Origin of the sequence: Citrobacter sp. R56, assembly GCF_016811995.1 — a bacterium.
GTDB classification, from domain to species: Bacteria; Pseudomonadota; Gammaproteobacteria; order Enterobacterales; family Enterobacteriaceae; genus Citrobacter_D; species Citrobacter_D enshiensis.
This window is the reverse complement of record NZ_CP069159.1, coordinates 1,011,767-1,033,051: the sequence shown is the minus strand read 5'-3', so window position 1 is coordinate 1,033,051 and position 21,285 is coordinate 1,011,767. Positions and strand designations below refer to the sequence as shown.

General features: G+C 55.9%; 22 protein-coding genes. 10 read left to right on the top strand and 12 right to left on the bottom strand.

Annotated elements, in window-relative coordinates:
* Positions 1 to 85: 85 nt before the first annotated feature.
* Both hydN and JM656_RS04870 read right to left on the bottom strand, forming a co-directional pair.
* Positions 86 to 631, bottom strand: coding sequence for an electron transport protein HydN (gene hydN / locus JM656_RS04875; RefSeq protein ID WP_192613214.1), 546 nt, complete (start codon positions 629 to 631; stop codon positions 86 to 88).
* Between the two features lie 145 nt (positions 632 to 776).
* Positions 777 to 1,790, bottom strand: coding sequence for a LacI family DNA-binding transcriptional regulator (locus JM656_RS04870; RefSeq protein WP_203360249.1), 1,014 nt, complete (start codon positions 1,788 to 1,790; stop codon positions 777 to 779).
* 261 nt (positions 1,791 to 2,051) lie between these two features.
* On the opposite strand from JM656_RS04870, the gene ascF reads away from it, so the two are divergent.
* Positions 2,052 to 3,506: a PTS cellobiose/arbutin/salicin transporter subunit IIBC gene (gene ascF, locus JM656_RS04865; RefSeq protein ID WP_203360248.1), complete on the top strand. Its 1,455-nt coding sequence runs from the start codon at positions 2,052 to 2,054 to the stop codon at positions 3,504 to 3,506.
* A 22-nt stretch (positions 3,507 to 3,528) separates the two neighbouring features.
* Complete coding sequence (locus JM656_RS04860) at positions 3,529 to 4,953, top strand: 6-phospho-beta-glucosidase (RefSeq protein ID WP_203360247.1); 1,425 nt, start codon at positions 3,529 to 3,531, stop codon at positions 4,951 to 4,953.
* A gap of 91 nt (positions 4,954 to 5,044) precedes the next feature.
* Here the strand turns inward: JM656_RS04860 and hycI are convergent, their stop codons facing one another.
* The 9 genes from hycI to hycA all read right to left on the bottom strand — a co-directional run bounded on the left by hycI (position 5,045) and on the right by hycA (position 12,923).
* Entirely contained in the window at positions 5,045 to 5,512 is a 468-nt protein-coding gene (hycI, locus tag JM656_RS04855; protein ID WP_203360246.1) for a hydrogenase maturation peptidase HycI, read from the bottom strand.
* Entirely contained in the window at positions 5,505 to 5,915 is a 411-nt protein-coding gene (locus tag JM656_RS04850) for a formate hydrogenlyase maturation HycH family protein (RefSeq protein WP_203360245.1), read from the bottom strand. The genes hycI and JM656_RS04850 overlap by 8 nt, the downstream gene beginning before the upstream one ends.
* Positions 5,912 to 6,679 carry a formate hydrogenlyase subunit HycG gene (gene hycG / locus JM656_RS04845; RefSeq protein WP_192613219.1) on the bottom strand — a complete coding sequence of 256 codons (768 nt, stop codon included), beginning with the start codon at positions 6,677 to 6,679 and terminating at the stop codon, positions 5,912 to 5,914. The genes JM656_RS04850 and hycG overlap by 4 nt, the downstream gene beginning before the upstream one ends.
* Positions 6,679 to 7,221, bottom strand: coding sequence for a formate hydrogenlyase subunit HycF (hycF, locus tag JM656_RS04840; RefSeq protein ID WP_203360244.1), 543 nt, complete (start codon positions 7,219 to 7,221; stop codon positions 6,679 to 6,681). The genes hycG and hycF overlap by 1 nt, the downstream gene beginning before the upstream one ends.
* A gap of 9 nt (positions 7,222 to 7,230) precedes the next feature.
* A complete protein-coding gene (gene hycE, locus JM656_RS04835; RefSeq protein WP_203360243.1) occupies positions 7,231 to 8,940 on the bottom strand; it encodes a formate hydrogenlyase subunit HycE in 1,710 nt (569 codons plus the stop codon).
* Positions 8,941 to 8,956: 16 nt separating this feature from the next.
* Positions 8,957 to 9,880: a respiratory chain complex I subunit 1 family protein gene (locus tag JM656_RS04830; protein ID WP_203360242.1), complete on the bottom strand. Its 924-nt coding sequence runs from the start codon at positions 9,878 to 9,880 to the stop codon at positions 8,957 to 8,959.
* Positions 9,881 to 9,882: 2 nt separating this feature from the next.
* The gene (gene hycC / locus JM656_RS04825; protein ID WP_203360241.1) at positions 9,883 to 11,709 is read right to left on the bottom strand and encodes a formate hydrogenlyase subunit 3; all 1,827 of its coding nucleotides are present in this window, start codon (positions 11,707 to 11,709) and stop codon (positions 9,883 to 9,885) included.
* Complete coding sequence (hycB, locus tag JM656_RS04820; protein WP_192613224.1) at positions 11,706 to 12,317, bottom strand: formate hydrogenlyase subunit HycB; 612 nt, start codon at positions 12,315 to 12,317, stop codon at positions 11,706 to 11,708. Before hycB ends, hycC begins: the two co-directional genes overlap by 4 nt.
* A gap of 144 nt (positions 12,318 to 12,461) precedes the next feature.
* Positions 12,462 to 12,923: a formate hydrogenlyase regulator HycA gene (hycA, locus tag JM656_RS04815; RefSeq protein WP_203360240.1), complete on the bottom strand. Its 462-nt coding sequence runs from the start codon at positions 12,921 to 12,923 to the stop codon at positions 12,462 to 12,464.
* 200 nt (positions 12,924 to 13,123) lie between these two features.
* Here hycA and hypA point away from each other — a divergent pair, with 200 nt between their 5' ends.
* The 6 genes from hypA (at position 13,124) to flhA (ending at position 18,921) form a co-directional block, all read left to right on the top strand.
* Entirely contained in the window at positions 13,124 to 13,474 is a 351-nt protein-coding gene (hypA, locus tag JM656_RS04810) for a hydrogenase maturation nickel metallochaperone HypA (protein ID WP_162381912.1), read from the top strand.
* Positions 13,475 to 13,477: 3 nt separating this feature from the next.
* A complete protein-coding gene (gene hypB / locus JM656_RS04805; RefSeq protein ID WP_203360239.1) occupies positions 13,478 to 14,350 on the top strand; it encodes a hydrogenase nickel incorporation protein HypB in 873 nt (290 codons plus the stop codon).
* The gene (hypC, locus tag JM656_RS04800; protein ID WP_192613227.1) at positions 14,341 to 14,613 is read left to right on the top strand and encodes a hydrogenase 3 maturation protein HypC; all 273 of its coding nucleotides are present in this window, start codon (positions 14,341 to 14,343) and stop codon (positions 14,611 to 14,613) included. The genes hypB and hypC overlap by 10 nt, the downstream gene beginning before the upstream one ends.
* Positions 14,613 to 15,734: a hydrogenase formation protein HypD gene (gene hypD, locus JM656_RS04795; RefSeq protein WP_203360238.1), complete on the top strand. Its 1,122-nt coding sequence runs from the start codon at positions 14,613 to 14,615 to the stop codon at positions 15,732 to 15,734. The genes hypC and hypD overlap by 1 nt, the downstream gene beginning before the upstream one ends.
* The gene (gene hypE / locus JM656_RS04790) at positions 15,731 to 16,741 is read left to right on the top strand and encodes a hydrogenase expression/formation protein HypE (protein ID WP_203360237.1); all 1,011 of its coding nucleotides are present in this window, start codon (positions 15,731 to 15,733) and stop codon (positions 16,739 to 16,741) included. Before hypD ends, hypE begins: the two co-directional genes overlap by 4 nt.
* Before the next feature lie 98 nt (positions 16,742 to 16,839).
* Positions 16,840 to 18,921, top strand: coding sequence for a formate hydrogenlyase transcriptional activator FlhA (flhA, locus tag JM656_RS04785; RefSeq protein WP_203360236.1), 2,082 nt, complete (start codon positions 16,840 to 16,842; stop codon positions 18,919 to 18,921).
* Between the two features lie 99 nt (positions 18,922 to 19,020).
* Here the strand turns inward: flhA and JM656_RS04780 are convergent, their stop codons facing one another.
* On the bottom strand, positions 19,021 to 19,365 hold the full coding sequence (locus tag JM656_RS04780; protein WP_203360235.1) for a nitrous oxide-stimulated promoter family protein: 345 nt from the start codon (positions 19,363 to 19,365) through the stop codon (positions 19,021 to 19,023).
* 189 nt (positions 19,366 to 19,554) lie between these two features.
* Between JM656_RS04780 and JM656_RS04775 the strand changes: the two genes are divergently transcribed.
* Together JM656_RS04775 and sitB are read left to right on the top strand one after the other, a co-directional pair.
* A complete protein-coding gene (locus JM656_RS04775) occupies positions 19,555 to 20,472 on the top strand; it encodes a metal ABC transporter substrate-binding protein (protein WP_203360234.1) in 918 nt (305 codons plus the stop codon).
* Positions 20,469 to 21,284, top strand: a complete 816-nt coding sequence (gene sitB / locus JM656_RS04770) for an iron/manganese ABC transporter ATP-binding protein SitB (RefSeq protein ID WP_203360233.1) — start codon at positions 20,469 to 20,471, stop codon at positions 21,282 to 21,284. The genes JM656_RS04775 and sitB overlap by 4 nt, the downstream gene beginning before the upstream one ends.
* Position 21,285 lies beyond the last annotated feature (1 nt).

The following is a 21,285-nucleotide window of genomic DNA, read 5'->3' as shown; positions in this document are numbered from 1 at the left end:
GGGATGCGAACAGTAGGCCGGATAAGATGCGTGAGCATCGCCATCCGGCATAAGTACTACCGTATTTTACGCGGATTTTCAGATATCAGAAGAGCAGCGATGCGGTAGAATCCAGCGCCGCACGGCGACGTTTTTCTGCGCTCAGTTGCTCAAGCTTGTTGCGATCCACGCAGATCAAAGCGTGAGTCGGACACACTTCCATACAGGCCGGGCCCGCATCGCGGTGATGGCACAGGTCACATTTATTGGCTTCTGCTTTTTCTGCACGTACGTTCAGGCCCGCCCCGCTGTTGCGGATCACCGGACGGACAACCACTTCCATCGCGCCGTACGGGCACGCCACCACGCAGGTTTTACAGCCAATGCAGCGCTCCTGCATGACATGAACAAACCCTTTATCACGGCTGATCGCACCGTTCGGGCAGACATTCGCGCACGGTGCGTCTTCGCACTGACGGCACAGCGTCGCCGTGGAGACATTCACCCCTTTGATAACGTGGATGCGCGGTAAAAAGGTTTCAGGGGTCAGCGACGCGCAGTCCTGATCTTCCTGATGGGATACCACACAGGCCACTTCACAAGTACGGCAACCAATGCATTTCGTAGCGTCAGCAATGATGAAACGGTTCATCAAATTCTCCAGCAATGACAGATTATGTGCCGAAGTATTCATAATTCGTGCCAGTTTTTAACCGGCTGTTATTAAACGAATTTTTATTTGTGCTGTGTGATTTTGAGGTGTCATCGTCACTAGTGACGATGACAATTGACAACCCTTAGCCCGGATGTGACAGCGCTAGCGAGTCGCGGCGGATAAGCTCGCCGGTAAAGGGTTTAGGCGGCGTAAATGCCCCGCCGTCCAGCATAAAGATAAGTCGCCCAATCGTCTCCTGAACCATCTCGGTGACCGGAATTTTGACGCTGGAAAGCGCCGGAATGGTATACGGGGCCATCGCAATATCGTCGAATCCAATCACCGACACCTGCGTAGGCACGCTCATTCCCTGCTCGTGTAGCTGTTTGATGGCGCCAATCGCCATGTCGTCATTACTGGCGACCAGCGCCGTGAAATTGACGTTACGGGAGAGCAGCGTGTTAACGCCTTCCGCACCGCTGGCCGGCGTCCATTTTCCGTTCACAATCAGGTCATGATTTAAGGCGATACCATGATGCGCCAGCGCATCTTTATAACCAGAAAGACGTTCCACACCGGTCGGGGAATCCATTGAGCCGGTTATAAACGCGATCTCCTGGTGACCGGAGGCAATCAGCTGCGTGACGGCGTTAAAGCTGGTCTGTTTTTGATCGCACCAGACGCTGTGGCTGCTGTTTTTTCGCAACTGACGGTTAAGCACCATAATCGGCTGAGAATGGCTGTCGATAATGTCGTCTATCTCATCCACGCTGAGAAAACGCGGGTAGATCATCACCGCGTCGCAGCGCAGATCGAGCAGATACTGGATCGCCTGACGCTCTTCCTCAGCGCTGTGCTTACCATCGGCAAGGAGCAACTGACGGCCTTTGTCTTCCGCCATACGCGCCGTATGAAACAGCAACTCACTAAAATAGACGCCGTGATACAGGGTGTTCGTCACCACCAGGCCGAGCGTCTGGGTGCTCTTGGCCGCCAGACTGCGCGCCAGCAAATTAGGGCGATATCCGCTCTCTTCGATAGCCTCAAACACGCGGTCTTTGGTCTCCTGGCTGACGTAGCCGTTACCTGAAAGCACCCGGGAAACCGTCGCCTTCGACACACCGGCGCGCTTCGCCACCTCCAGCATCGTCGTCATATTACTCATCCATTTGTACGCAATGGCACGCAGTGTACTTCACCCAATCAGGATTGTCCTGGATGGCAAATCCCCCCTCAAATAACGAGTGATCATAATCACAATTATAAAAATGATCACAAATTGATCTTGCCACAAAACTAAAAATTAATCATGATTTTGTGGAACCGGTTTCCTATTGTGTGTTTCCTCACCGCCAGATTCCAGGCAACGAAGCATGGCGATATAACGTACCTTACTGATAAAACAGGGTAAATTCCGATGTCCAAGAATTATGCGGCACTGGCGGGCTCCATCGTGTCGGCTTTGGGTGGTGTCGACAACATTACTGCCGTCACACACTGCATGACGCGTTTGCGTTTCGTCGTCAAAGAAGACTCGCGTGTCGATAGCGCAACCTTAAAAGCGCTCAGCGGCGTACTCGGCGTGGTCCGCAATGACAACCAATGTCAGGTGATCATCGGCAACACCGTTTCACAGGCTTATCGTGAAATCGTGAATCTGCTGCCTGGAGAGATGCAGCCCGCAGCGCCCGTCGGCAAACCGAAGCTGACGCTCAAGCGCATTGGCGCGGGGATCCTGGACGCGCTGATCGGCACCATGTCCCCGCTGATCCCGGCGATTATCGGCGGATCGATGCTGAAACTGCTGGCCATGATCCTGGAAATGACCGGTGTGCTGGTGAAAGGCTCTTCGACGCTGACCATTCTGACCGTGATCGGCGATGGCGCGTTCTTCTTCCTGCCGCTGATGGTCGCGGCGTCGGCCGCCATTAAATTCAAAACCAATATGTCGCTGGCGATTGCCATCGCGGGCGTGCTGGTACATCCGAGCTTTATCGACCTGATGGCGAAAGCGGCCCAGGGTGAGCACGTGGAGTTCGCCCTGATCCCGGTGACCGCAGTGAAATATACCTATACGGTGATCCCTGCATTGGTGATGACCTGGTGTCTGTCGTACATCGAACGCTGGGTCGATCGTATTACGCCAGCGGTAACCAAAAACTTCCTGAAACCGATGCTGATCGTCCTGATCGCCGCCCCGCTTGCCATCGTGCTGATTGGCCCGATTGGGATCTGGATCGGTAGCGCCATTTCCGCGCTGGTCTACACCATCCACGGCTACCTCGGCTGGCTTTCCGTCGCCATTATGGGCGCACTGTGGCCGCTGCTGGTGATGACCGGGATGCACCGCGTCTTTACGCCAACCATCATCCAGACCATCGCCGAAACGGGCAAAGAAGGGATGGTAATGCCGTCAGAAATTGGCGCCAACCTGTCGCTCGGCGGCTCCTCTTTAGCCGTCGCCTGGAAAACCAAAAACCCGGAACTGCGCCAGACGGCGCTGGCCGCCGCCGCTTCCGCGATTATGGCCGGGATTTCTGAACCGGCGCTCTACGGGGTGGCGGTGCGTCTGAAACGCCCGCTGATTGCCAGCCTTATTAGCGGCTTTATCTGCGGCGCGGTCGCCGGGATGGCCGGTCTTGCCAGCCACTCAATGGCCGCACCGGGGCTGTTCACCAGCGTTCAGTTCTTCGACCCCGCCAATCCGATGACCATCGTGTGGGTGTTTGGGGTAATGGCATTAGCAGTGGTGCTGTCCTTTGTGCTGACGTTACTCCTTGGCTTTGAAGATATTCCTGTCGAAGATGCGGCTGAACAGGCCAGAAAAAACCAGGCCGCACAACCGAATACTGCGAAAGGCGCCAGCGTCTGACTGGCATTAATTGAGGTTTACTATGTCTGTATTTCCGCAAGGATTTTTATGGGGCGGCGCACTGGCCGCCAACCAGTCTGAAGGGGCATACCGGGAAGGCGGCAAAGGGCTGACCACCGTCGATATGATCCCACACGGCGAGCGCCGTATGCCGGTGAAACTGGGTCAGGAAAAGCGTTTCCAGTTGCGGGATGACGAGTTTTATCCGAGCCACGAGGCAATTGATTTTTATCATCGTTATAAAGATGATATCGCGCTGATGGCGGAAATGGGCTTCACGGTGTTTCGTACCTCCATCGCCTGGAGCCGCCTTTACCCTAACGGCGACGAACTGACGCCGAACGAGGAAGGCATCGCGTTTTACCGCGCGGTGTTTGCCGAGTGCAAAAAGTACGGTATTGAGCCATTAGTCACCCTGTGTCACTTCGATGTGCCGATGCATCTGGTCACCGAATACGGCTCCTGGCGCAACCGCAAAATGGTCGAGTTTTTCACCCGTTATGCGCGTACCTGCTTCGAAGCCTTTGATGGTCTGGTGAAATACTGGCTCACCTTCAACGAAATCAACATTATGCTGCACAGCCCATTCTCCGGTGCCGGTCTGGTGTTTGAAGAGGGAGAAAACCAGGATCAGGTGAAATACCAGGCCGCGCACCATGAGCTGATCGCCAGCGCGCTGGCGACCAAAATAGCCCACGAGGTTAACCCACAAAACCAGGTCGGCTGTATGTTGGCGGGCGGTAACTTTTACCCGTACTCCTGCAAACCGGAAGATGTCTGGACGGCGCTGGAAAAAGATCGCGAAAACCTGTTCTTTATTGATGTGCAGGCACGCGGCGCGTATCCCGCCTATTCCGCTCGCGTATTCCGCGAAAAAGGGGTGGTGATTGAGAAAGCCCCGGAAGATGATGCGATCCTGAAAAATACCGTCGATTTCGTCTCCTTCAGCTATTACGCGTCACGCTGCGCCTCGGCGGAGATGAACACGAAAAACACCACCGCAGCCAACGTGGTGAAGTCCCTGCGTAACCCCCACATCACGGTAAGCGAATGGGGCTGGGGCATTGACCCGCTCGGTCTGCGCATCACCATGAACATGATGTACGACCGCTATCAGAAACCGTTATTCCTGGTGGAAAACGGTCTCGGCGCGAAAGATGAAATCGATGCCGATGGCAACATCAACGACGATTACCGGATCAGCTATCTGCGCGAGCATATTCGGGCGATGGCCGATGCTATCGAAGACGGCGTACCGCTGATGGGATACACCACCTGGGGTTGTATCGATCTGGTTTCGGCTTCTACCGGCGAAATGAGCAAGCGCTACGGATTCGTGTATGTCGACAGGGACGACGCCGGAAACGGTACGCTGGAAAGGACGCGGAAAAAATCGTTCTGGTGGTATAAGAAAGTGATTGCCAGTAACGGGGAAGATTTAGCGTAACGGGCAGTGCCGGATGGCGTTAACGCTTATCCGGCCTACACGATTACGTGGTTTTGTAGGCCGGATAAGGCGAAGCCGCCATCCGGCGTTGTCATTCCTCAGCCTCTAACTGCGCAAATCCACCGTGCCCTTCCCAGCCTTCCAGTCGCTGGTAAACCGTTTCTACGGCATCTTTGATCGGCTGAGTCATTGGATAGTAGAACCCGACGATATCCGGCTGAATGCCTAAGAAAATCACCTCGCCAACATCCTCTTTAAGCTGATCGACCAGGTAGTTGAGCGGCATATTATGGGTGGTCATCATAAACATCTCGGCGATGTCGTCAGGATCGATGATGCGGATTTCGCCGGGATTGAGCCCCATATCGGTGGCATCAACAAGCAGCAAGCGGCTCGGACGTAATTCGCGAATCGCCACGATGTCGTTTTCCGGCGCACTGCCGCCGTCAATGACAATCCAGTCGCCTTTCGGCGCTGCGGCACACATCTCCGCCAGCAGCGGGCCTGCGCCGTCGTCACCCATCATACTGTTGCCGACACACAATAAAACGTCAGTCACGGTGTCTCCTCACCATCAGATAGATGGCGCTTTCCTGATGAATATCATGAAGCATGCTGAGCATCAGCTTGCTCCACGCCTGTTGTGGCGGCGTCTGCACGGCGAGCGCGTTATCAAACGCGCGCGCCAGCATTTGCACATGGCTAAAATCAATGACGATTTCGCCGTACTTCGGTACGCCTTCCATTTTACGGCGGGCTTCACTGCCCCCTTCAAGCGTGGCGATCCAGGCCAGGTAGTCATCCCATGGGCAGGTCAACGCCGCTTCCAGACAATCGATGACCCCCAGGTGGTGGCCAATCGCCAGGCTGTAATAGACGACCTGCTGCGCCTCGGCGGGCGTTGCATCATTCTCATCAATAAATTTACGGCTCAGTTGACTGAACACCACCGTTTCACTCATCGGATACGCGCCTCTTCAACAACATGGTTAAGATTCGTGACGATCTCGGTCAGACGCGGATCGTTCTCTGCTTCGAGCCAGCGCGCCACCTGATGTTCGCCCTGCCCTAACTGGCGCAGGTAATCATCGGCAATTTGGCGGCCATAGCGATAACCGGCCAGACGACGCGCTTCGCGATCAATCTTCACGCGCAGCGGTTGCACCATCTCCGGATGCAGGATCTCAGCGGGCTGTTCATCCAGTTCACCTGGCGCACGCGCATGGATTTTCTGCTCCAGCAGACCCAGCGCCATCGCAAAGCCGTACAGCGTTGCCGCAGGCGTTGGCGGACAGCCAGGAATGTAGACATCCACCGGGACGATTTTGTCGGTGCCGCCCCAGACGCAATAAAGATCGTGGAATATACCACCGCTGTTGCCGCAGGCCCCGTAGGAGATACAAATTTTCGGATCTGGCGCAGATTGCCAGGCACGTAACGCCGGTGAGCGCATTGCGCGGGTGACCGCGCCGGTAAATAGCAGAATGTCTGCGTGGCGCGGCGACGGTACCACTTTGATACCAAAACGCTCGGCGTCAAACAGCGGAGAGAGGGTGGCGAAAATTTCAATTTCGCAACCGTTGCAACCGCCGCAGTCCACACGGTAGACGTACGCCGAACGCTTAATGTTTTTCAGTAACGACGCTTTCATGCTGGCGATGGATTCATCCACCGTCATCGGTACCGGAATACCATTGGCATCACGTGGGCCTAATAAATTGCTCATCAGCTGGCCTCTTTCATATGGCGAGTCAGTTCAATACGGTCGGACGGCACCAGGCATTTCTGGCGCTTACAGTCCGGGCAGGTCTCAAAGCTTTCACGGTGATTTTCCGCACGGCTGTCGCCGTTGTGCTTAAGCAGCGCAATGGCGTAATCGATCTCTTTCTGAACAGCAAAAGGACGATTGCACACGCGACAGTTGCACAGCGCAAAGCGAGACTGTTGCAGAAAGTCTTCTTTCTTCCATACCGCCAGTTCGTATTCCTGCGACAGTTTGATCGCCGCCGTAGGGCAGACTTCTTCACAACGGCCACAGAAGATGCAGCGACCGAGGTTGAATTGCCAGGCCAGTTCATTGGTGGCCAGATCGGTTTCGACCGTCAGCGCGTTTGACGGACACGCATTTACGCAAGCCGCGCAGCCAATACACTGCTGCGGATTATGCTCCGGCTTACCACGGAAGTTTTTATCAACCGCGATCGGCTCCAGCGGATAAGACGAGGTCGGTGTGCCGGTTTTGATGACTTTTTTGATAAAGGTAAACATGGCGATTCCTTATTTCAGCGGCGAGTTTTTACGCTCAATGCTGTAGCGCTCAAGTTCTTTGTACGGCACGACTTTGCTCTTCTTCTTACGCACGTCGACGACGGTCATACGGTCAGTACAGGAGTAGCAAGGATCGAGACTACCGATAATCAGCGGCGCATCGGAAACGGTGTTGCCGCGCAGCATATAACGCAGCGTCGGCCAGTTGGCGTAGGTCGCCGCACGGCAGCGCCAGCGGTACAGCTTCTGGTTGTCGCCGGTCATGCTCCAGTGGATATCATCCCCACGCGGCGCTTCCGAGAAGCCCAGCGCAAAACGATGCGGAATATAGGTAAAGCCTTCCACCGCCAGCGCGCCGCCCGGCAGATTGTCGAGGCCAAAGTCGATCATATTCAGTGCGGTATAGACTTCATTGATGCGCACTTTCAGACGGGAGATCACGTCGCAGCCCTGCTCACTGTGAACTTCCATCGGCAGCAGACCGTAACCGACAAACGGGTGATCGGCGCGGGTGTCGCGGGCATGACCGCTGGCACGAACCATCGGGCCGACGTTACTGAAGTCACGGGCGATTTCCGGATCCAGACGACCGATACCGACGGTGCGCTGCTCCATGTTCGGCGTGCTGAGCAGCATATCCACCAGCTCCTGCACGTCGCGGCGCATCTGCTGCGCCAGCTGGCGAGTCTGGATCATGTCCTCTTTCAGCAGATCGCGGCGAATCCCACCGATCAGGTTCAGACCGTAAGTTTTACGCGCCCCGGTGAGGATCTCCGCCATTTTCATGGAGGTTTCACGCACGCGGAAGAACTGCATAAAGCCGGAGTCAAAGCCGGTAAAGTGACAGGCCAGGCCGAGGTTCAGCAGGTGTGAGTGCAGACGCTCCACTTCCAGCAGAATGGCGCGGATCATCTGCGCACGTTCCGGCACCACAATGCCCATCGCGTTTTCAACGGAGGTGGTATAGGCGGTGCTGTGGGCAAAGCCGCAAATCCCGCAGACGCGATCCGACAGGAAAGTGACTTCGTTATACCCCATACGGGTTTCCGCCAGTTTCTCCATGCCACGGTGGACATAGAACAGACGGTAGTCGGCGTCGATAATGTTCTCGCCGTCAACAAACAGACGGAAGTGACCCGGCTCGTCGGAGGTCACATGCAGCGGGCCAATCGGCACCACATTGTTTTTCTTGTCGCCCAGTTCGTTGATGAACTGGTAAGTCTCAGCGTCGGTAGTCGGCGCCGGACGCTGACGGTAATCCATGCTGTCTTTACGCAGCGGATAGAGTTCATCCGGCCAGTCATCCGGCAATACCAGACGACGCTCGTCCGGCAAACCTACCGGGATAAGACCGTACATGTCGCGGACTTCACGCTCGCCCCAGACCGCCGCCGGAACACGTGGGGTCACCGACGGGAACTCCAGCGTGTTGGCATCCACTTCAACACGGACGGTGACCCAGCATTTAACGCCCTGCTCCATCGACAGTACGTAGTACACGGCATAACGGCCGCACAGCTGGCGTTCGTCGTTACCGAACAGCACGGACAACCATCCGCCCTGCTTGTAATACAGGAACTCGACCACTTCCGGCAGGTAGTTCACCTTCACCGTAATCGTCAGCTGATCTTTGGTCTGCCAGGCTTCGTCCAGAACTACGCCCGGAAATGCCTGGTGCAGCGCCGCAAGGTATTGTTGACCTACTTTTTCTTCAGACATGCTCAAACTCTCTTAATCACGCCGCCAGCAAGGAGACGAAGGCTAAAAACGCAAACCCAAAACCGGCCCAGGTCACGCGTGAAGTGGCGCAAAAACGCAGACGCGCCATGCTGTTTTCGAACAGCGCGATCACCAGTACGCCAGCAATCAGCTTGACGACGGCAATCACCAGCGCCAGCAGCAATCCGCCCGCAGTAAAGGTTTCCATCTGTCCCCACGGCAGGAACACGCCGACAAACATTTGCAGCACCACCAGTTGTTTCAGGCTGATGCCCCACTTCAGCACCGCAAAACCGCTGCCGCTGTACTCGGTCAGCGGACCTTCCTGCAACTCCTGCTCCGCTTCCGCGAGGTCAAACGGCAGTTTGCCCATCTCGATAAACGTGGCGAATGCGCAGGCGCACAGCGCCAGAATCAGCGGAATACTGCGGGCCGCAGGCCAGTGGTAAATCGTGTCGGCGATATTGCTGATATGCGTGGAACCGGCCACCTGCGCCGCGACCCACAGGCCCAGCAGCAGAATCGGCTCTACCAGTACGCCGAGCATCGCTTCACGGCTGGCGCCAATCGCGGTGAACGGGCTACCGGTATCCAGACCGGCGATAGAAAAGAAGAAACGGGCGATCGCGAAGAGGTAGATCAGGGTGATCAAATCGCCTAGTTGCGGCAGCGGAGAACCGACGGTCACCACCGGCAGCGCGGTAGCGATGGTCAGCATCACGCCGACCATCACAAATGGCGTCAGGCGAAAAACCCAGCTGGAATCCGCAGGCGCAATACTCTGGCGACCCAGCAGTTTGATAATGTCGCGATATTCCTGCAAAACGCCCGGTCCGCGACGATTGTGCAAACGGGCCCGCGCCACGCGGGTAATACCAGACAGCAACGGCGCAGTGGCAAACAACACCAGCGCCTGAATTAACGGATATAAAACACTCATTCTCAGGCTCCTCGTGAAACCACAATCACCACCAGCACCGCCAGCTCAATCAGTGCCAGGCGACGGAACAGCACCGGCGCGGCCGCGTTCTGCCAGCCCGGAACCAGTGAGACCGGATTGAGCCATTTACGCAGTTTGAGTATCGGCGCAAAGGCCTCTTTCACCGGCATGGCAAAACCGTGCGCGGTGATCACCATCGACTGCTCGTGATCGTAACCACACACCCATGCCGTACCGCGTGAACGCGACGGCAGACGGTTGCCTTTGAAAATCGCCATGATAATGAAAGGCAGCAGCGGACAGGCAATCAACAGCAGGGTAATCATTGGCTGAGAAACCGTGGTATTCGCGGTTTCCAGCGGCAGAGGAACGGCAGAGGAGAGAAGCGGCAGCAGCCACGGCGCGGCAACACCGCCCAACACGCAGCAAATCGCCAACGCCACCACGCTCACCGACATCAGGAATGGCGCGCAACAGGCGTTCTCCGCCTCTTTGGTCCGCGGCGCACCGAGGAAGGTAACGCCGTAGACTTTCGCCATACACATCACCGCCAGCGCACCGGTAATCGCCAGCCCAACGGCCAACAACGGCCCTAACAAACGACCAATAAATGTGCCGCTGTTACCCAGTTTGAAGAAAGACTGGTAGATAACCCACTCACCGGCAAAGCCGTTCAGCGGCGGCAGCGCGGCCATCGCCATCAGCCCAACCAGCATGGCAATAGAAATCACCGGCATGCGTTTGCCGATGCCGCCCAGTTTTTCGATATCGCGATGACCAGTACGAAACCAGATGCTGCCAGCACCGAGGAACAGTACACTTTTGAACAGGCTGTGGTTCACCAGGTGGTAGAGACCGCCCGTCAGACCGAGCGCAATCAGCGCCGGTTGTTGCAGCGCAATACCGGTCACGCCAGCCCCAAGGCCGAGCAGAATAATGCCGATGTTTTCCAGAGTGTGGTAGGCCAGCAGACGCTGAATGTTATGCTCCATCAGCGCATACAGACCGCCGACAAACGCGGTGATCATGCCCAACACCAGCAGTGCAATACCCCACCACAGCGGCGCATTGCCGCCAATCAGCGACAGAGACAGAATCCCTAACAAACCGACCTTCATAACAACGGTGGAGAACAGCGCCGCAGCGGGTGCGCTGGCGTTGGCGTGCGCCTGAGGCACCCAGCCGTGCAGCGGGATAATTCCGGCCAGCAGACCAAAACCGGCAACGCCGAGCAGCCAGATGTCGGAGCCAAGCGGCAATGCCTGCGTGCGCAGGTCGAGCAGACGCAGTTCCAGCGTGCCATAGCGCTGCCACACCAGATAGCAGGCAACCGCCAGCAGCAGTGTGCCAATACGGCCAAGCGCAAACCACAGCTTGCCTTCTTTACTGCCACCGGTCAGGAACACGGCGCACAGCGCCATAATCTCAGCCATCACCACCATCGTGCCGAGGTTGCTGGCGACCACGGCGCAGACCGCTGCCGCCATTAATAAATTCACCAACAAACCGTTGGCTTTCACCTGCGGATGACGATGCCAGTCAATGTTGTACAGGCTGACAAACAGCCCGCACAGACCGAGCGTAATCAGCCAGATAGCATTTAACGGCGTCACTTGCAGGGTATGTCCGATAAACGGCATCACACCGCTGACCGCCAATGCGTGAGTCAACGAAAGAGCGCCCGCCGCCGCGGTGAACAGGCTGCCAATGGCCCCGCCCACGCCCGCAATCCAGCCGCTCAACGCTTTGTGAAAGGAGAACAGAAATGCCAGAACCGCCGTGGCGGCAAACCAGGCCACGCCGCTATTAATCAGTGAAATTACGCTCATTTTGCATCCCCACTCTGAGCCTGCTGAAACAAGGTGAGATCGCCAAAATCGGTATTGAACGTCAGTTCACGCTTACGTTTGCTGGCGCGGGCGATATCGGTGTTTTCGACCAGATGCAGGGCTTTGGTTGGGCACATCCGTACACAGGCAGGACCTTGTTCATCAAAACTGCACAGATCGCATTTCACGGCGATGGCGCGAACACCCGGCACCCAGTCCAGCAGCGTGCTGACGCGAGCCGGGGCAGGAGGCGCAGGCGGCGCTTTCGGGGTATTGGCGTTGGCCGGAATATGCAGCGGACGGCTGCCGGAAAACTCTATCGCGCCGAACGGGCAGGCAATCCCGCACAGTTTGCAGCTTACGCACAGGCTTTCATTCAGCTGTACAGCGCCATCTACGCGGTTGATGGCGTTGACAGGACACACGGTCGCGCACGGCGCATCTTCGCAGTGATGGCAAAGTTGTGGCGCAGATTCTTTTTCATTAAGCATCACTTTCAGGCGCGGCATTGACTGCAGGCCATGCTGGCGATGCGTCTCTGAACAGGCGGCCTCACAAGTGTGGCAGCCAATACAGAGCGTGGAGTCAGCAATTACAAAACGATTCACCAGGCATTCCTCAGGTGATAGTCATTTTTGACGAAAATATGTCCATCAAGTGTCATTTTCGACACTCGTCGACACTCCCATCCCCAAAACAGTCGTGACGCGGCTTCAGACCGCATCGCGAACAAAACGGGCAAAACCTCTGGCTTACGCCGCCGGGATTTGTCCCTTTACCAGTTGGTGCATATTTACCGGAGTGTTGGTTTCCACGGCGGCATACAGGCTGTCGTAAACGCTGGCGATTTTCTCGAGATAGTGCTCCAGCACCTGCTCGCGATCGCGGTTGCTGACATGCTCGTCGACTTTGCCGTCGATGGTCAGCTGCGCTTGCGCAATGAGTTGTTTTTCTTCGCTATCTTTCGTTTCAACGTAGTACTCAATGGTGTGGCTGTTGAAACCGTCAGCCAGGGTGACGTAGATCGTGAAGTGTTCAAAAAGAACGAAGCAAAGATCTTTGTCCGGCGCGCAGCTCATTGCGTGATGCAGGCGCGCTTTCGACAGGGTGATCCCCTGGACCAGCGAATTACAGTAGATACGCCACTGGTCCTGTAGGCGACGGTGCCGTTCAGCGATGTAATCGGCTTTTTCGCTTATTTCCCAAATTGTCATGTCAGGTTACCCGTTTACGTGAGATAGCCTGCCTTAAGCACGTTCCATGCCAACTTTAAATTGCTTGTTTTTCATATATATACAAGCAAATAATGCAGTGACGACATGTCATTTCGTCATCGTCGTCAGTGTCAGCGTGCCAAAAACAATAACTGGCATGTTTATTGCTTTTACCGCAGCAATAGATGATGGGAGGCGATATGCACGAAATAACCCTCTGCCAACGGGCACTGGAATTGATCGAACAACAGGCCGCACAACACGGTGCGCAAAAGGTAACTGGGGTCTGGCTCAAAATTGGCGCATTTTCTTGTGTCGAAACCAGTGCTCTCGCCTTTTGTTTTGATCTGGTATGCCGCGGCACCCTGGCGGAAGGTTGTAAACTGCACCTCGAAGAACAAGAAGCCGAATGTTGGTGCGAGTCTTGTCAGCAATACGTCACGTTGCTGACACAGCGCGTCCGCCGTTGTCCGCAATGCAACAGCGACACACTGAGGATCGTGGCCGATGACGGCTTACAAATTAGAAGAATAGAAATAGACCAGGAGTGAGCGATGTGTACAACATGCGGTTGCGCTGAAGGCAACCTTTATATCGAGGGCGATGAACATAACCCTCATTCGGCGTTTCGTGGTGCGCCATTTGCCCCGGCGGCTCGCCCGGCGCTCAATATCACCGGCGTGAAGACGTCCAATTTTACCCCCAGCCAGACGGAAGAAGGCGACCTGCATTATGGGCACGGCGAAGCCGGAACCCATGCGCCAGGCATGAGCCAGCGCCGGATGCTGGAAGTTGAAATCGACGTGCTGGACAAAAACAACCGCCTGGCCGAACGTAACCGCGCTCGCTTCGCTGCTCGCCAGCATCTGGTGCTTAACCTTGTCTCAAGCCCTGGTTCCGGCAAAACCACGCTGCTCACCGAAACGCTGATGAAACTGAAAGAGCGCGTGCCGTGTGCGGTGATTGAAGGCGACCAGCAGACCGTCAACGATGCAGCCCGTATTCGCGCCACCGGCACGCCGGCCATCCAGGTGAACACCGGTAAAGGCTGCCACCTTGACGCGCAGATGATTGCCGATGCCGCGCCGCGTCTGCCTTTAGAAGACAACGGCATTCTGTTTATTGAAAACGTCGGCAACCTGGTGTGCCCGGCCAGTTTTGATCTCGGCGAACGTCATAAAGTGGCGGTGCTTTCCGTCACCGAAGGCGAAGATAAGCCGCTGAAATACCCGCATATGTTTGCTGCCGCCTCGCTGATGCTGCTCAACAAAATCGACCTGCTGCCCTACCTCAACTTCGATGTTGAGAAGTGCATCGCCAGCGCACGTGAAGTGAACCCGGAGATTGAAATTATTCTGATTTCCGCCACCAGCGGCGAAGGGATGGATCAGTGGCTGAACTGGCTGGAGGCACAGCGATGTGCATAGGCGTTCCGGGTCAAATCCGTACCATTGACGGTAACCAGGCGAAAGTCGACGTTTGCGGCATTCAGCGCGACGTCGACCTGACGCTGGTCGGCAGCTGCGATGAACACGGTGAGCCGCGTTTAGGCCAGTGGGTGCTGGTCCACGTCGGTTTTGCCATGAGTGTGATTAATGAAGCCGAAGCGCGCGATACCCTCGACGCGCTACAAAACATGTTTGAAGTTGAGCCGGACGTCGGCGCTTTGCTGTTTGGTGAGGAAAAATAATGCGTTTTGTTGACGAATATCGCGCACCGGAACAGGTGATGCAGTTAATCGACCATCTGCGTGAGCGCGCGGTCCATCTCCCATACACTGCCGAACGCCCGCTGCGTATCATGGAAATCTGCGGCGGTCACACCCACGCTATCTTCAAATTCGGCCTCGACCAGTTATTGCCCGAGAACGTGGAGTTTATTCACGGTCCTGGCTGCCCGGTCTGTGTACTGCCGATGGGCAGAATTGATAGCTGTGTCGAAATCGCCAGCCACCCGGAAGTGATTTTCTGCACCTTTGGCGATGCGATGCGCGTACCGGGCAAGCAGGGTTCTCTCCTGCAGGCCAAAGCGCGCGGCGCCGATGTCCGCATTGTTTACTCCCCGATGGATGCGCTCAAACTGGCGCAGGAAAACCCGACGCGTAAAGTCGTGTTCTTCGGGCTGGGTTTTGAAACCACCATGCCGACCACCGCCATTACGCTGCAACAGGCAAAAGCGCGAGACGTGCAGAACTTTTACTTTTTCTGCCAGCACATCACGCTTATCCCCACGCTACGCTGCCTGCTGGAACAGCCGGACAGTGGCATCGACGCTTTCCTCGCACCGGGTCACGTCAGCATGGTGATCGGTACCGACGCCTATAACTTTATCGCCAGCGAGTTCCACCGTCCGCTGGTAGTCGCAGGATTCGAACCGCTTGATCTGTTGCAAGGCGTCGCCATGCTGGTTGAGCAGAAAATCGCAGCCCATAGTCTGGTCGAAAACCAGTATCGCCGTGTGGTGCCGGATGCTGGTAATGCCCTGGCGCAACAGGCGATTGCCGAGGTGTTCTGCGTGACGGGTGACAGCGAATGGCGCGGCCTTGGTGTGATTGAGTCATCTGGCGTTCATCTGATGCCAGACTACCAACGGTTTGATGCCGAAGCGCATTTCCAACCGGCGCCGCAGCAGGTATACGACGATCCGCGCGCACGTTGCGGGGAAGTGTTGACCGGCAAATGTAAACCGAATCAATGCTCGTTGTTTGGTAACACCTGTAATCCGCAAACCGCATTTGGCGCACTGATGGTCTCTTCCGAAGGCGCATGTGCCGCCTGGTATCAGTATCGTCAGCAGGAGTGTGAAGCATGAATAGCGTACAACTCGCCCACGGAAGTGGCGGACAGGCCATGCAGCAGCTGATCAACAGTCTGTTTATGGAAGCTTTTGCCAACCCGTGGCTGGCGGAACAAGAAGATCAGGCGCGTCTGGATCTGGCGCAATTAATGGCAGAAGGCGATCGTCTGGCCTTCTCGACCGACAGCTACGTCATTGACCCGTTATTTTTCCCAGGCGGCAACATTGGCAAACTGGCCATTTGCGGCACCGCGAACGACGTTGCGGTCAGCGGCGCGATCCCGCGTTATCTGTCTTGCGGTTTTATCCTTGAAGAAGGGTTGCCGATGGAGACGCTGAAAACCGTGGTGAACAGTATGGCGGCAACGGCTCGCGAAGCGGGTATCGCCATTGTGACCGGCGACACTAAAGTCGTTCAGCGTGGCGCGGCAGACAAGCTGTTCATCAACACTGCGGGAATGGGGGCTATTCCGGCCGATATTCACTGGGGCGCGCAAACCCTGACCCCAGGCGACGTTCTGCTGGTAAGCGGTACGCTGGGCGATCATGGCGCCACTATTCTCAATCTGCGCGAACAACTGGGGCTGGATGGCGAGCTGGTGAGCGACTGCGCCGTACTCACCCCGCTGATTCAGACGTTACACAATATTACCGGCGTGAAGGCGCTGCGCGATGCCACCCGTGGTGGCGTAAACGCGGTCACTCATGAATTCGCCGCTGCCAGCGGTTGCGGTATTGAGCTGTCTGAAACCTCCCTCCCGGTAAAACCGGCGGTGCGTGGCGTGTGCGAACTGCTGGGACTGGATGCCCTTAACTTTGCCAACGAAGGTAAGCTGGTGATTGCCGTTGAACGTCAGGCGGCTGAACAGGTGCTGGAAGCGCTCCGTTCGCATCCTCTGGGACGTGATGCCGCGTTGATTGGCGAAGTGGTCGAGCGTAAAGGCGTTCGTCTCGCGGGTTTATATGGCGTCAAACGTACCCTTGATTTGCCGCACTCCGAACCTCTGCCACGTATTTGTTAATTCTGTAATCATGCCGGATGGCGCTTACGCTTATCCGGCCTACAAAACCTATAATTTTGTTTTCTTGCCGCAGTGCGGTACTTTCCTGGAAAAGCAACATGTCGTATACACCGATGAGCGATCTCGGACAGCAAGGGTTGTTTGATATTACTCGTACATTATTGCAGCAGCCCGATCTGGCTTCGCTCAGTGAAGCGCTTTCCCAACTGGTCAGGCGTTCGGCATTAGCCGACAGCGCGGCTATTGTGTTATGGCAGGCACAAACACAGCGCGCACGCTATTACGCGACGCGCGAAGAAAACAGTAAGCCGATCGAATATGAAGACGAAACGGTGCTGGCGCACGGCCCGGTTCGCCGTATTCTGTCTCGTCCCGACGCATTGCACTGTAACTTCCATGAGTTTACGGAAACCTGGCCCCAGTTGGCCTCCTCCGGGTTATACGGTGAATTTGGCCACTATTGCCTGCTACCGCTGGCGGCAGACGGGCGTATCTTTGGCGGCTGTGAATTTATCCGCAATGAAGACCGCCCGTGGAGCGAAAAAGAGTACCAACGCCTGCAAACCATTACGCAGATTGTCTCGGTGGTTGCCGAGCAAATTCAGTGTCGGGTTTCGAACAACGTCGATTACGATTTGCTGTGCCGCGAACGCGATAACTTCCGTATTCTGGTGGCAATCACCAATGCGGTGCTCTCGCGTCTCGACATCGACGAGCTGGTCAGCGAAGTGGCGAAAGAGATCCACTACTACTTCAACATCGACGCAATCAGTATTGTTCTGCGCAGCCATCACAAAAATAAACTGAATATCTGGTCTACCCATTATCTGGATAAAACACATCCCGCTCACCAGCAAAGTGAGGTGGATGAAGCAGGCACCCTCACTGAACGGGTGTTCAGAAGCAAAGAGATGCTGCTGATTAACCTGAACGAAAGGGATGCGCTTGCCCCTTACGAACGTATGCTGTTCGACACCTGGGGTAATCAACTGCAAACGCTGTGCCTGCTGCCGCTGATGTCCGGCAACACCATGCTCGGCGTGCTGAAACTGGCGCAATGCGAAGAAAAAATCTTCACCACCACCAACCTGAAATTGCTGCGTCAAATCGCCGAACGCGTGGCGATTGCCGTCGATAATGCCCTCGCCTATCAGGAAATCCACCGTCTCAAGGAGCGCCTGGTGGACGAAAACCTGGCGCTCACCGAACAGCTGAATAATGTCGACAGTGATTTTGGCGAGATCATTGGACGCAGTGAGGCGATGTACAACGTCCTCAAGCAGGTCGAGATGGTGGCGCAAAGCGACAGTACGGTCCTGATTCTGGGAGAAACCGGCACCGGTAAAGAACTGATCGCCCGCGCGATTCACAACCTGAGCGGGCGTAACACGCGTCGCATGGTGAAAATGAACTGTGCCGCGATGCCTGCCGGACTACTGGAAAGCGATCTGTTTGGTCATGAGCGTGGCGCGTTCACGGGGGCCAGCGCCCAGCGCATCGGGCGTTTTGAGCTGGCAGATAAAAGTTCGCTGTTTCTCGATGAAGTGGGCGACATGCCGCTGGAGCTGCAGCCCAAACTGCTGCGCGTTCTCCAGGAGCAGGAGTTCGAACGCCTGGGCAGCAATAAGCTGATCCAGACCGATGTGCGACTGATCGCCGCCACCAACCGCGATCTGAAAAAGATGGTGGCCGATCGCGAGTTCCGCAACGATCTCTATTACCGCCTGAACGTCTTCCCGATCCAGCTCCCACCGCTGCGCGAACGCCCGGAAGATATTCCGCTGCTGGTGAAAGCCTTCACCTTTAAAATCGCCCGTCGGATGGGACGTAACATCGACAGCATCCCCGCAGAAACGCTACGTACCCTGAGCAATATGGAGTGGCCTGGTAACGTTCGCGAACTGGAAAACGTGGTGGAGCGCGCCGTGCTGCTGACCCGGGGCAATGTGTTACAACTCTCGCTTCCGGATGTCGGCATATTCACGCAGGCCACGCCCGCGGTCGCCACCGAAGTTGCACAGGATGGCGAAGATGAATTTCAGTTGATTCTGCGTGTGCTGAAAGAGACGAATGGCGTCGTGGCAGGACCGAAAGGCGCAGCCCAGCGTCTGGGGCTTAAGCGAACCACGCTGCTTTCACGGATGAAGCGGCTGGGTATTGATAAGGATGCGTTGGTGTAAACGAAGCGTTGCCGGATGGCGGTGCAAGCACCTTATCCGGCCTACAGGTGGGGTTTGTCCGTAGGCCTGATAAGCGCAGCGCCATCAGGCAATTCACACTCACTTCTTACGCTGATATTTTTCCGGTAACTCCGGGACGGGACGTTTGTCGTCAATCAGATGACGCACGGTCAACATCGGGTGACGCCAGAGCATTCTCGGCCCCGCCCAGCGCATAATCTGCTTCATCTCTTCACGCTTTGCTGGCTGGTAACAGTGCACCGGACACTGTTTACAGGCCGGTTTCTCCTCGCCAAACACACACTTGTCCAGCCGTTTTTGTGCATAGGCGAACAGCGCGGCGTAATGCCCTGGTTCATCCAGGGCCTGTGGACACTGGCTCTCGTATAACGCGATCATTTTTTTGATCGTCAGTTTTTCACGCGCGATTCGCTTGCCGGACATAGTGCCTCCACCACATTAAAGTGCATTTATTTTACAACTTATTCCCCCTGCAGACTATCACCCGAAGGTGACACATGCTTAGCCAGCTACGCAAATAAGAATTATTTTCATTTAACTATGCTGTGTGCTATATAACATAGCAAAGGCTATATTTGAAGAATAATTAACCACTTTTCCATGAGGGATACTATGCCGAACCTGCCTCGTTTGACGTCCTTTTTCCTTGCTGGTGTCCTGGCATCGCTAACACTGACGCCCGCCTGGGCCACAGAGAAATTCAAGGTAATCACCACCTTTACGGTCATTGCTGATATGGCAAAAAATGTGGCGGGCGACGCGGCGGAAGTCAGTTCGATAACCAAACCGGGGGCTGAGATTCACGAATATCAGCCCACCCCCGGCGACATCAAACGGGCGCAAGGCGCGCAGCTTATTCTCTCCAATGGCATGAACCTGGAGCTGTGGTTCGCCCGATTTTATCAGCATCTTTCTGGCGTACCGGAAGTCACGGTCTCTGCGGGCGTGCAACCGATGGGCATTAGCGAAGGTCCGTACAATGGCAAACCCAACCCGCACGCCTGGATGTCGGCAGAAAACGCGCTCATTTATGTCGATAATATTCGCGATGCGCTGGCGAAGTACGATCCGCAAAACGCAGCGGTTTATCAAAAAAATGCCGAGAGCTATAAGGTGAAGATTCGCCAGACGCTGGATCCGCTGCGCGACGAACTGGCCACGCTCCCCGCCGATAAACGCTGGCTGGTCACCAGTGAAGGCGCATTCTCCTACCTGGCGCGGGATAACAATCTCAGGGAGCTGTATCTGTGGCCGATCAATGCCGATCAGCAGGGCACGCCTAAACAGGTACGCAAAGTGATCGATGCGATCAGACAACATCAGATCCCCACCGTCTTCAGCGAAAGCACCGTCTCTGATAAACCTGCCCGTCAGGTCGCCCGTGAGTCTGGCGCGCACTACGGCGGCGTACTGTATGTCGATTCCCTGAGTACCGCCGATGGCCCGGTACCGACCTATCTGGATTTACTGCGCGTCACCACTGAAACCATCGTCAGCGGTATCAATGACGGTCTGAGGAGTCAGAAATGAGCCACGCTGCCATTACCGCCGACAGTGTCACGGTGACCTATCGCAACGGTCACACTGCGCTACGGAACACCACGTTTCAGATCCCTGGCGGCTCGATTGCCGCCCTGGTGGGCGTCAACGGCTCGGGTAAATCCACGCTGTTTAAGGCGCTGATGGGGTTTGTCCGTCTGGCGGCTGGAGAGATATCGATCTTGCAACAGCCGGTGAACAAAGCGCTGAAGCAGAATCTGATTGCCTATGTCCCCCAGTCAGAAGAGGTGGACTGGTCATTTCCGGTGCTGGTGGAAGATGTCGTGATGATGGGGCGTTATGGCCACATGGGATGGCTACGTCGTCCGAAGGCACACGACCACGCGTGCGTTGACGCCGCCCTGGCGCGCGTGGACATGCTGGAGTACCGCCATCGCCAGATAGGCGAACTCTCCGGCGGGCAAAAAAAGCGGGTTTTTCTTGCCCGCGCGATTGCCCAGGATGGTCAGGTGATCCTGCTGGACGAGCCTTTTACCGGCGTGGATGTAAAAACCGAAGCGCGAATCATCACGCTGTTACGTGAACTGCGCGATGAAGGCCGCACCATGCTGGTTTCCACCCATAATTTGGGGTCGGTGACGGAGTTTTGTGATTACACGGTGATGATCAAAGGGACAGTGTTGGCGAGCGGCCCCACTGAAACCACCTTCACGGCAGAAAATCTCGAACTGGCGTTCAGCGGCGTATTGCGCCATGTGGCGCTGAGTGGTAGCGAAGAGCATATCATTACCGATGACGAGCGCCCGTTTATCTCGCACCGAACCGCCAACGAGGGAGATTAAT

Bases quoted from the DNA above. Each gene is read 5' to 3' on its own strand.
- hydN (WP_192613214.1), bottom strand. From the start codon at position 631: ATGAACCGTTTCATCATTGCTGACGCTACGAAATGCATTGGTTGCCGT.
- JM656_RS04870 (WP_203360249.1), bottom strand. From the start codon at position 1,790: ATGACGACGATGCTGGAGGTGGCGAAGCGCGCCGGTGTGTCGAAGGCG.
- ascF (WP_203360248.1), top strand. From the start codon at position 2,052: ATGTCCAAGAATTATGCGGCACTGGCGGGCTCCATCGTGTCGGCTTTG.
- JM656_RS04860 (WP_203360247.1), top strand. From the start codon at position 3,529: ATGTCTGTATTTCCGCAAGGATTTTTATGGGGCGGCGCACTGGCCGCC.
- JM656_RS04850 (WP_203360245.1), bottom strand. From the start codon at position 5,915: ATGAGTGAAACGGTGGTGTTCAGTCAACTGAGCCGTAAATTTATTGAT.
- hycG (WP_192613219.1), bottom strand. From the start codon at position 6,679: ATGAGCAATTTATTAGGCCCACGTGATGCCAATGGTATTCCGGTACCG.
- hycF (WP_203360244.1), bottom strand. From the start codon at position 7,221: ATGTTTACCTTTATCAAAAAAGTCATCAAAACCGGCACACCGACCTCG.
- hycE (WP_203360243.1), bottom strand. From the start codon at position 8,940: ATGTCTGAAGAAAAAGTAGGTCAACAATACCTTGCGGCGCTGCACCAG.
- JM656_RS04830 (WP_203360242.1), bottom strand. From the start codon at position 9,880: ATGAGTGTTTTATATCCGTTAATTCAGGCGCTGGTGTTGTTTGCCACT.
- hycC (WP_203360241.1), bottom strand. From the start codon at position 11,709: ATGAGCGTAATTTCACTGATTAATAGCGGCGTGGCCTGGTTTGCCGCC.
- hycA (WP_203360240.1), bottom strand. From the start codon at position 12,923: ATGACAATTTGGGAAATAAGCGAAAAAGCCGATTACATCGCTGAACGG.
- hypA (WP_162381912.1), top strand. From the start codon at position 13,124: ATGCACGAAATAACCCTCTGCCAACGGGCACTGGAATTGATCGAACAA.
- hypB (WP_203360239.1), top strand. From the start codon at position 13,478: ATGTGTACAACATGCGGTTGCGCTGAAGGCAACCTTTATATCGAGGGC.
- hypC (WP_192613227.1), top strand. From the start codon at position 14,341: ATGTGCATAGGCGTTCCGGGTCAAATCCGTACCATTGACGGTAACCAG.
- hypD (WP_203360238.1), top strand. From the start codon at position 14,613: ATGCGTTTTGTTGACGAATATCGCGCACCGGAACAGGTGATGCAGTTA.
- hypE (WP_203360237.1), top strand. From the start codon at position 15,731: ATGAATAGCGTACAACTCGCCCACGGAAGTGGCGGACAGGCCATGCAG.
- flhA (WP_203360236.1), top strand. From the start codon at position 16,840: ATGTCGTATACACCGATGAGCGATCTCGGACAGCAAGGGTTGTTTGAT.
- JM656_RS04780 (WP_203360235.1), bottom strand. From the start codon at position 19,365: ATGTCCGGCAAGCGAATCGCGCGTGAAAAACTGACGATCAAAAAAATG.
- JM656_RS04775 (WP_203360234.1), top strand. From the start codon at position 19,555: ATGCCGAACCTGCCTCGTTTGACGTCCTTTTTCCTTGCTGGTGTCCTG.
- sitB (WP_203360233.1), top strand. From the start codon at position 20,469: ATGAGCCACGCTGCCATTACCGCCGACAGTGTCACGGTGACCTATCGC.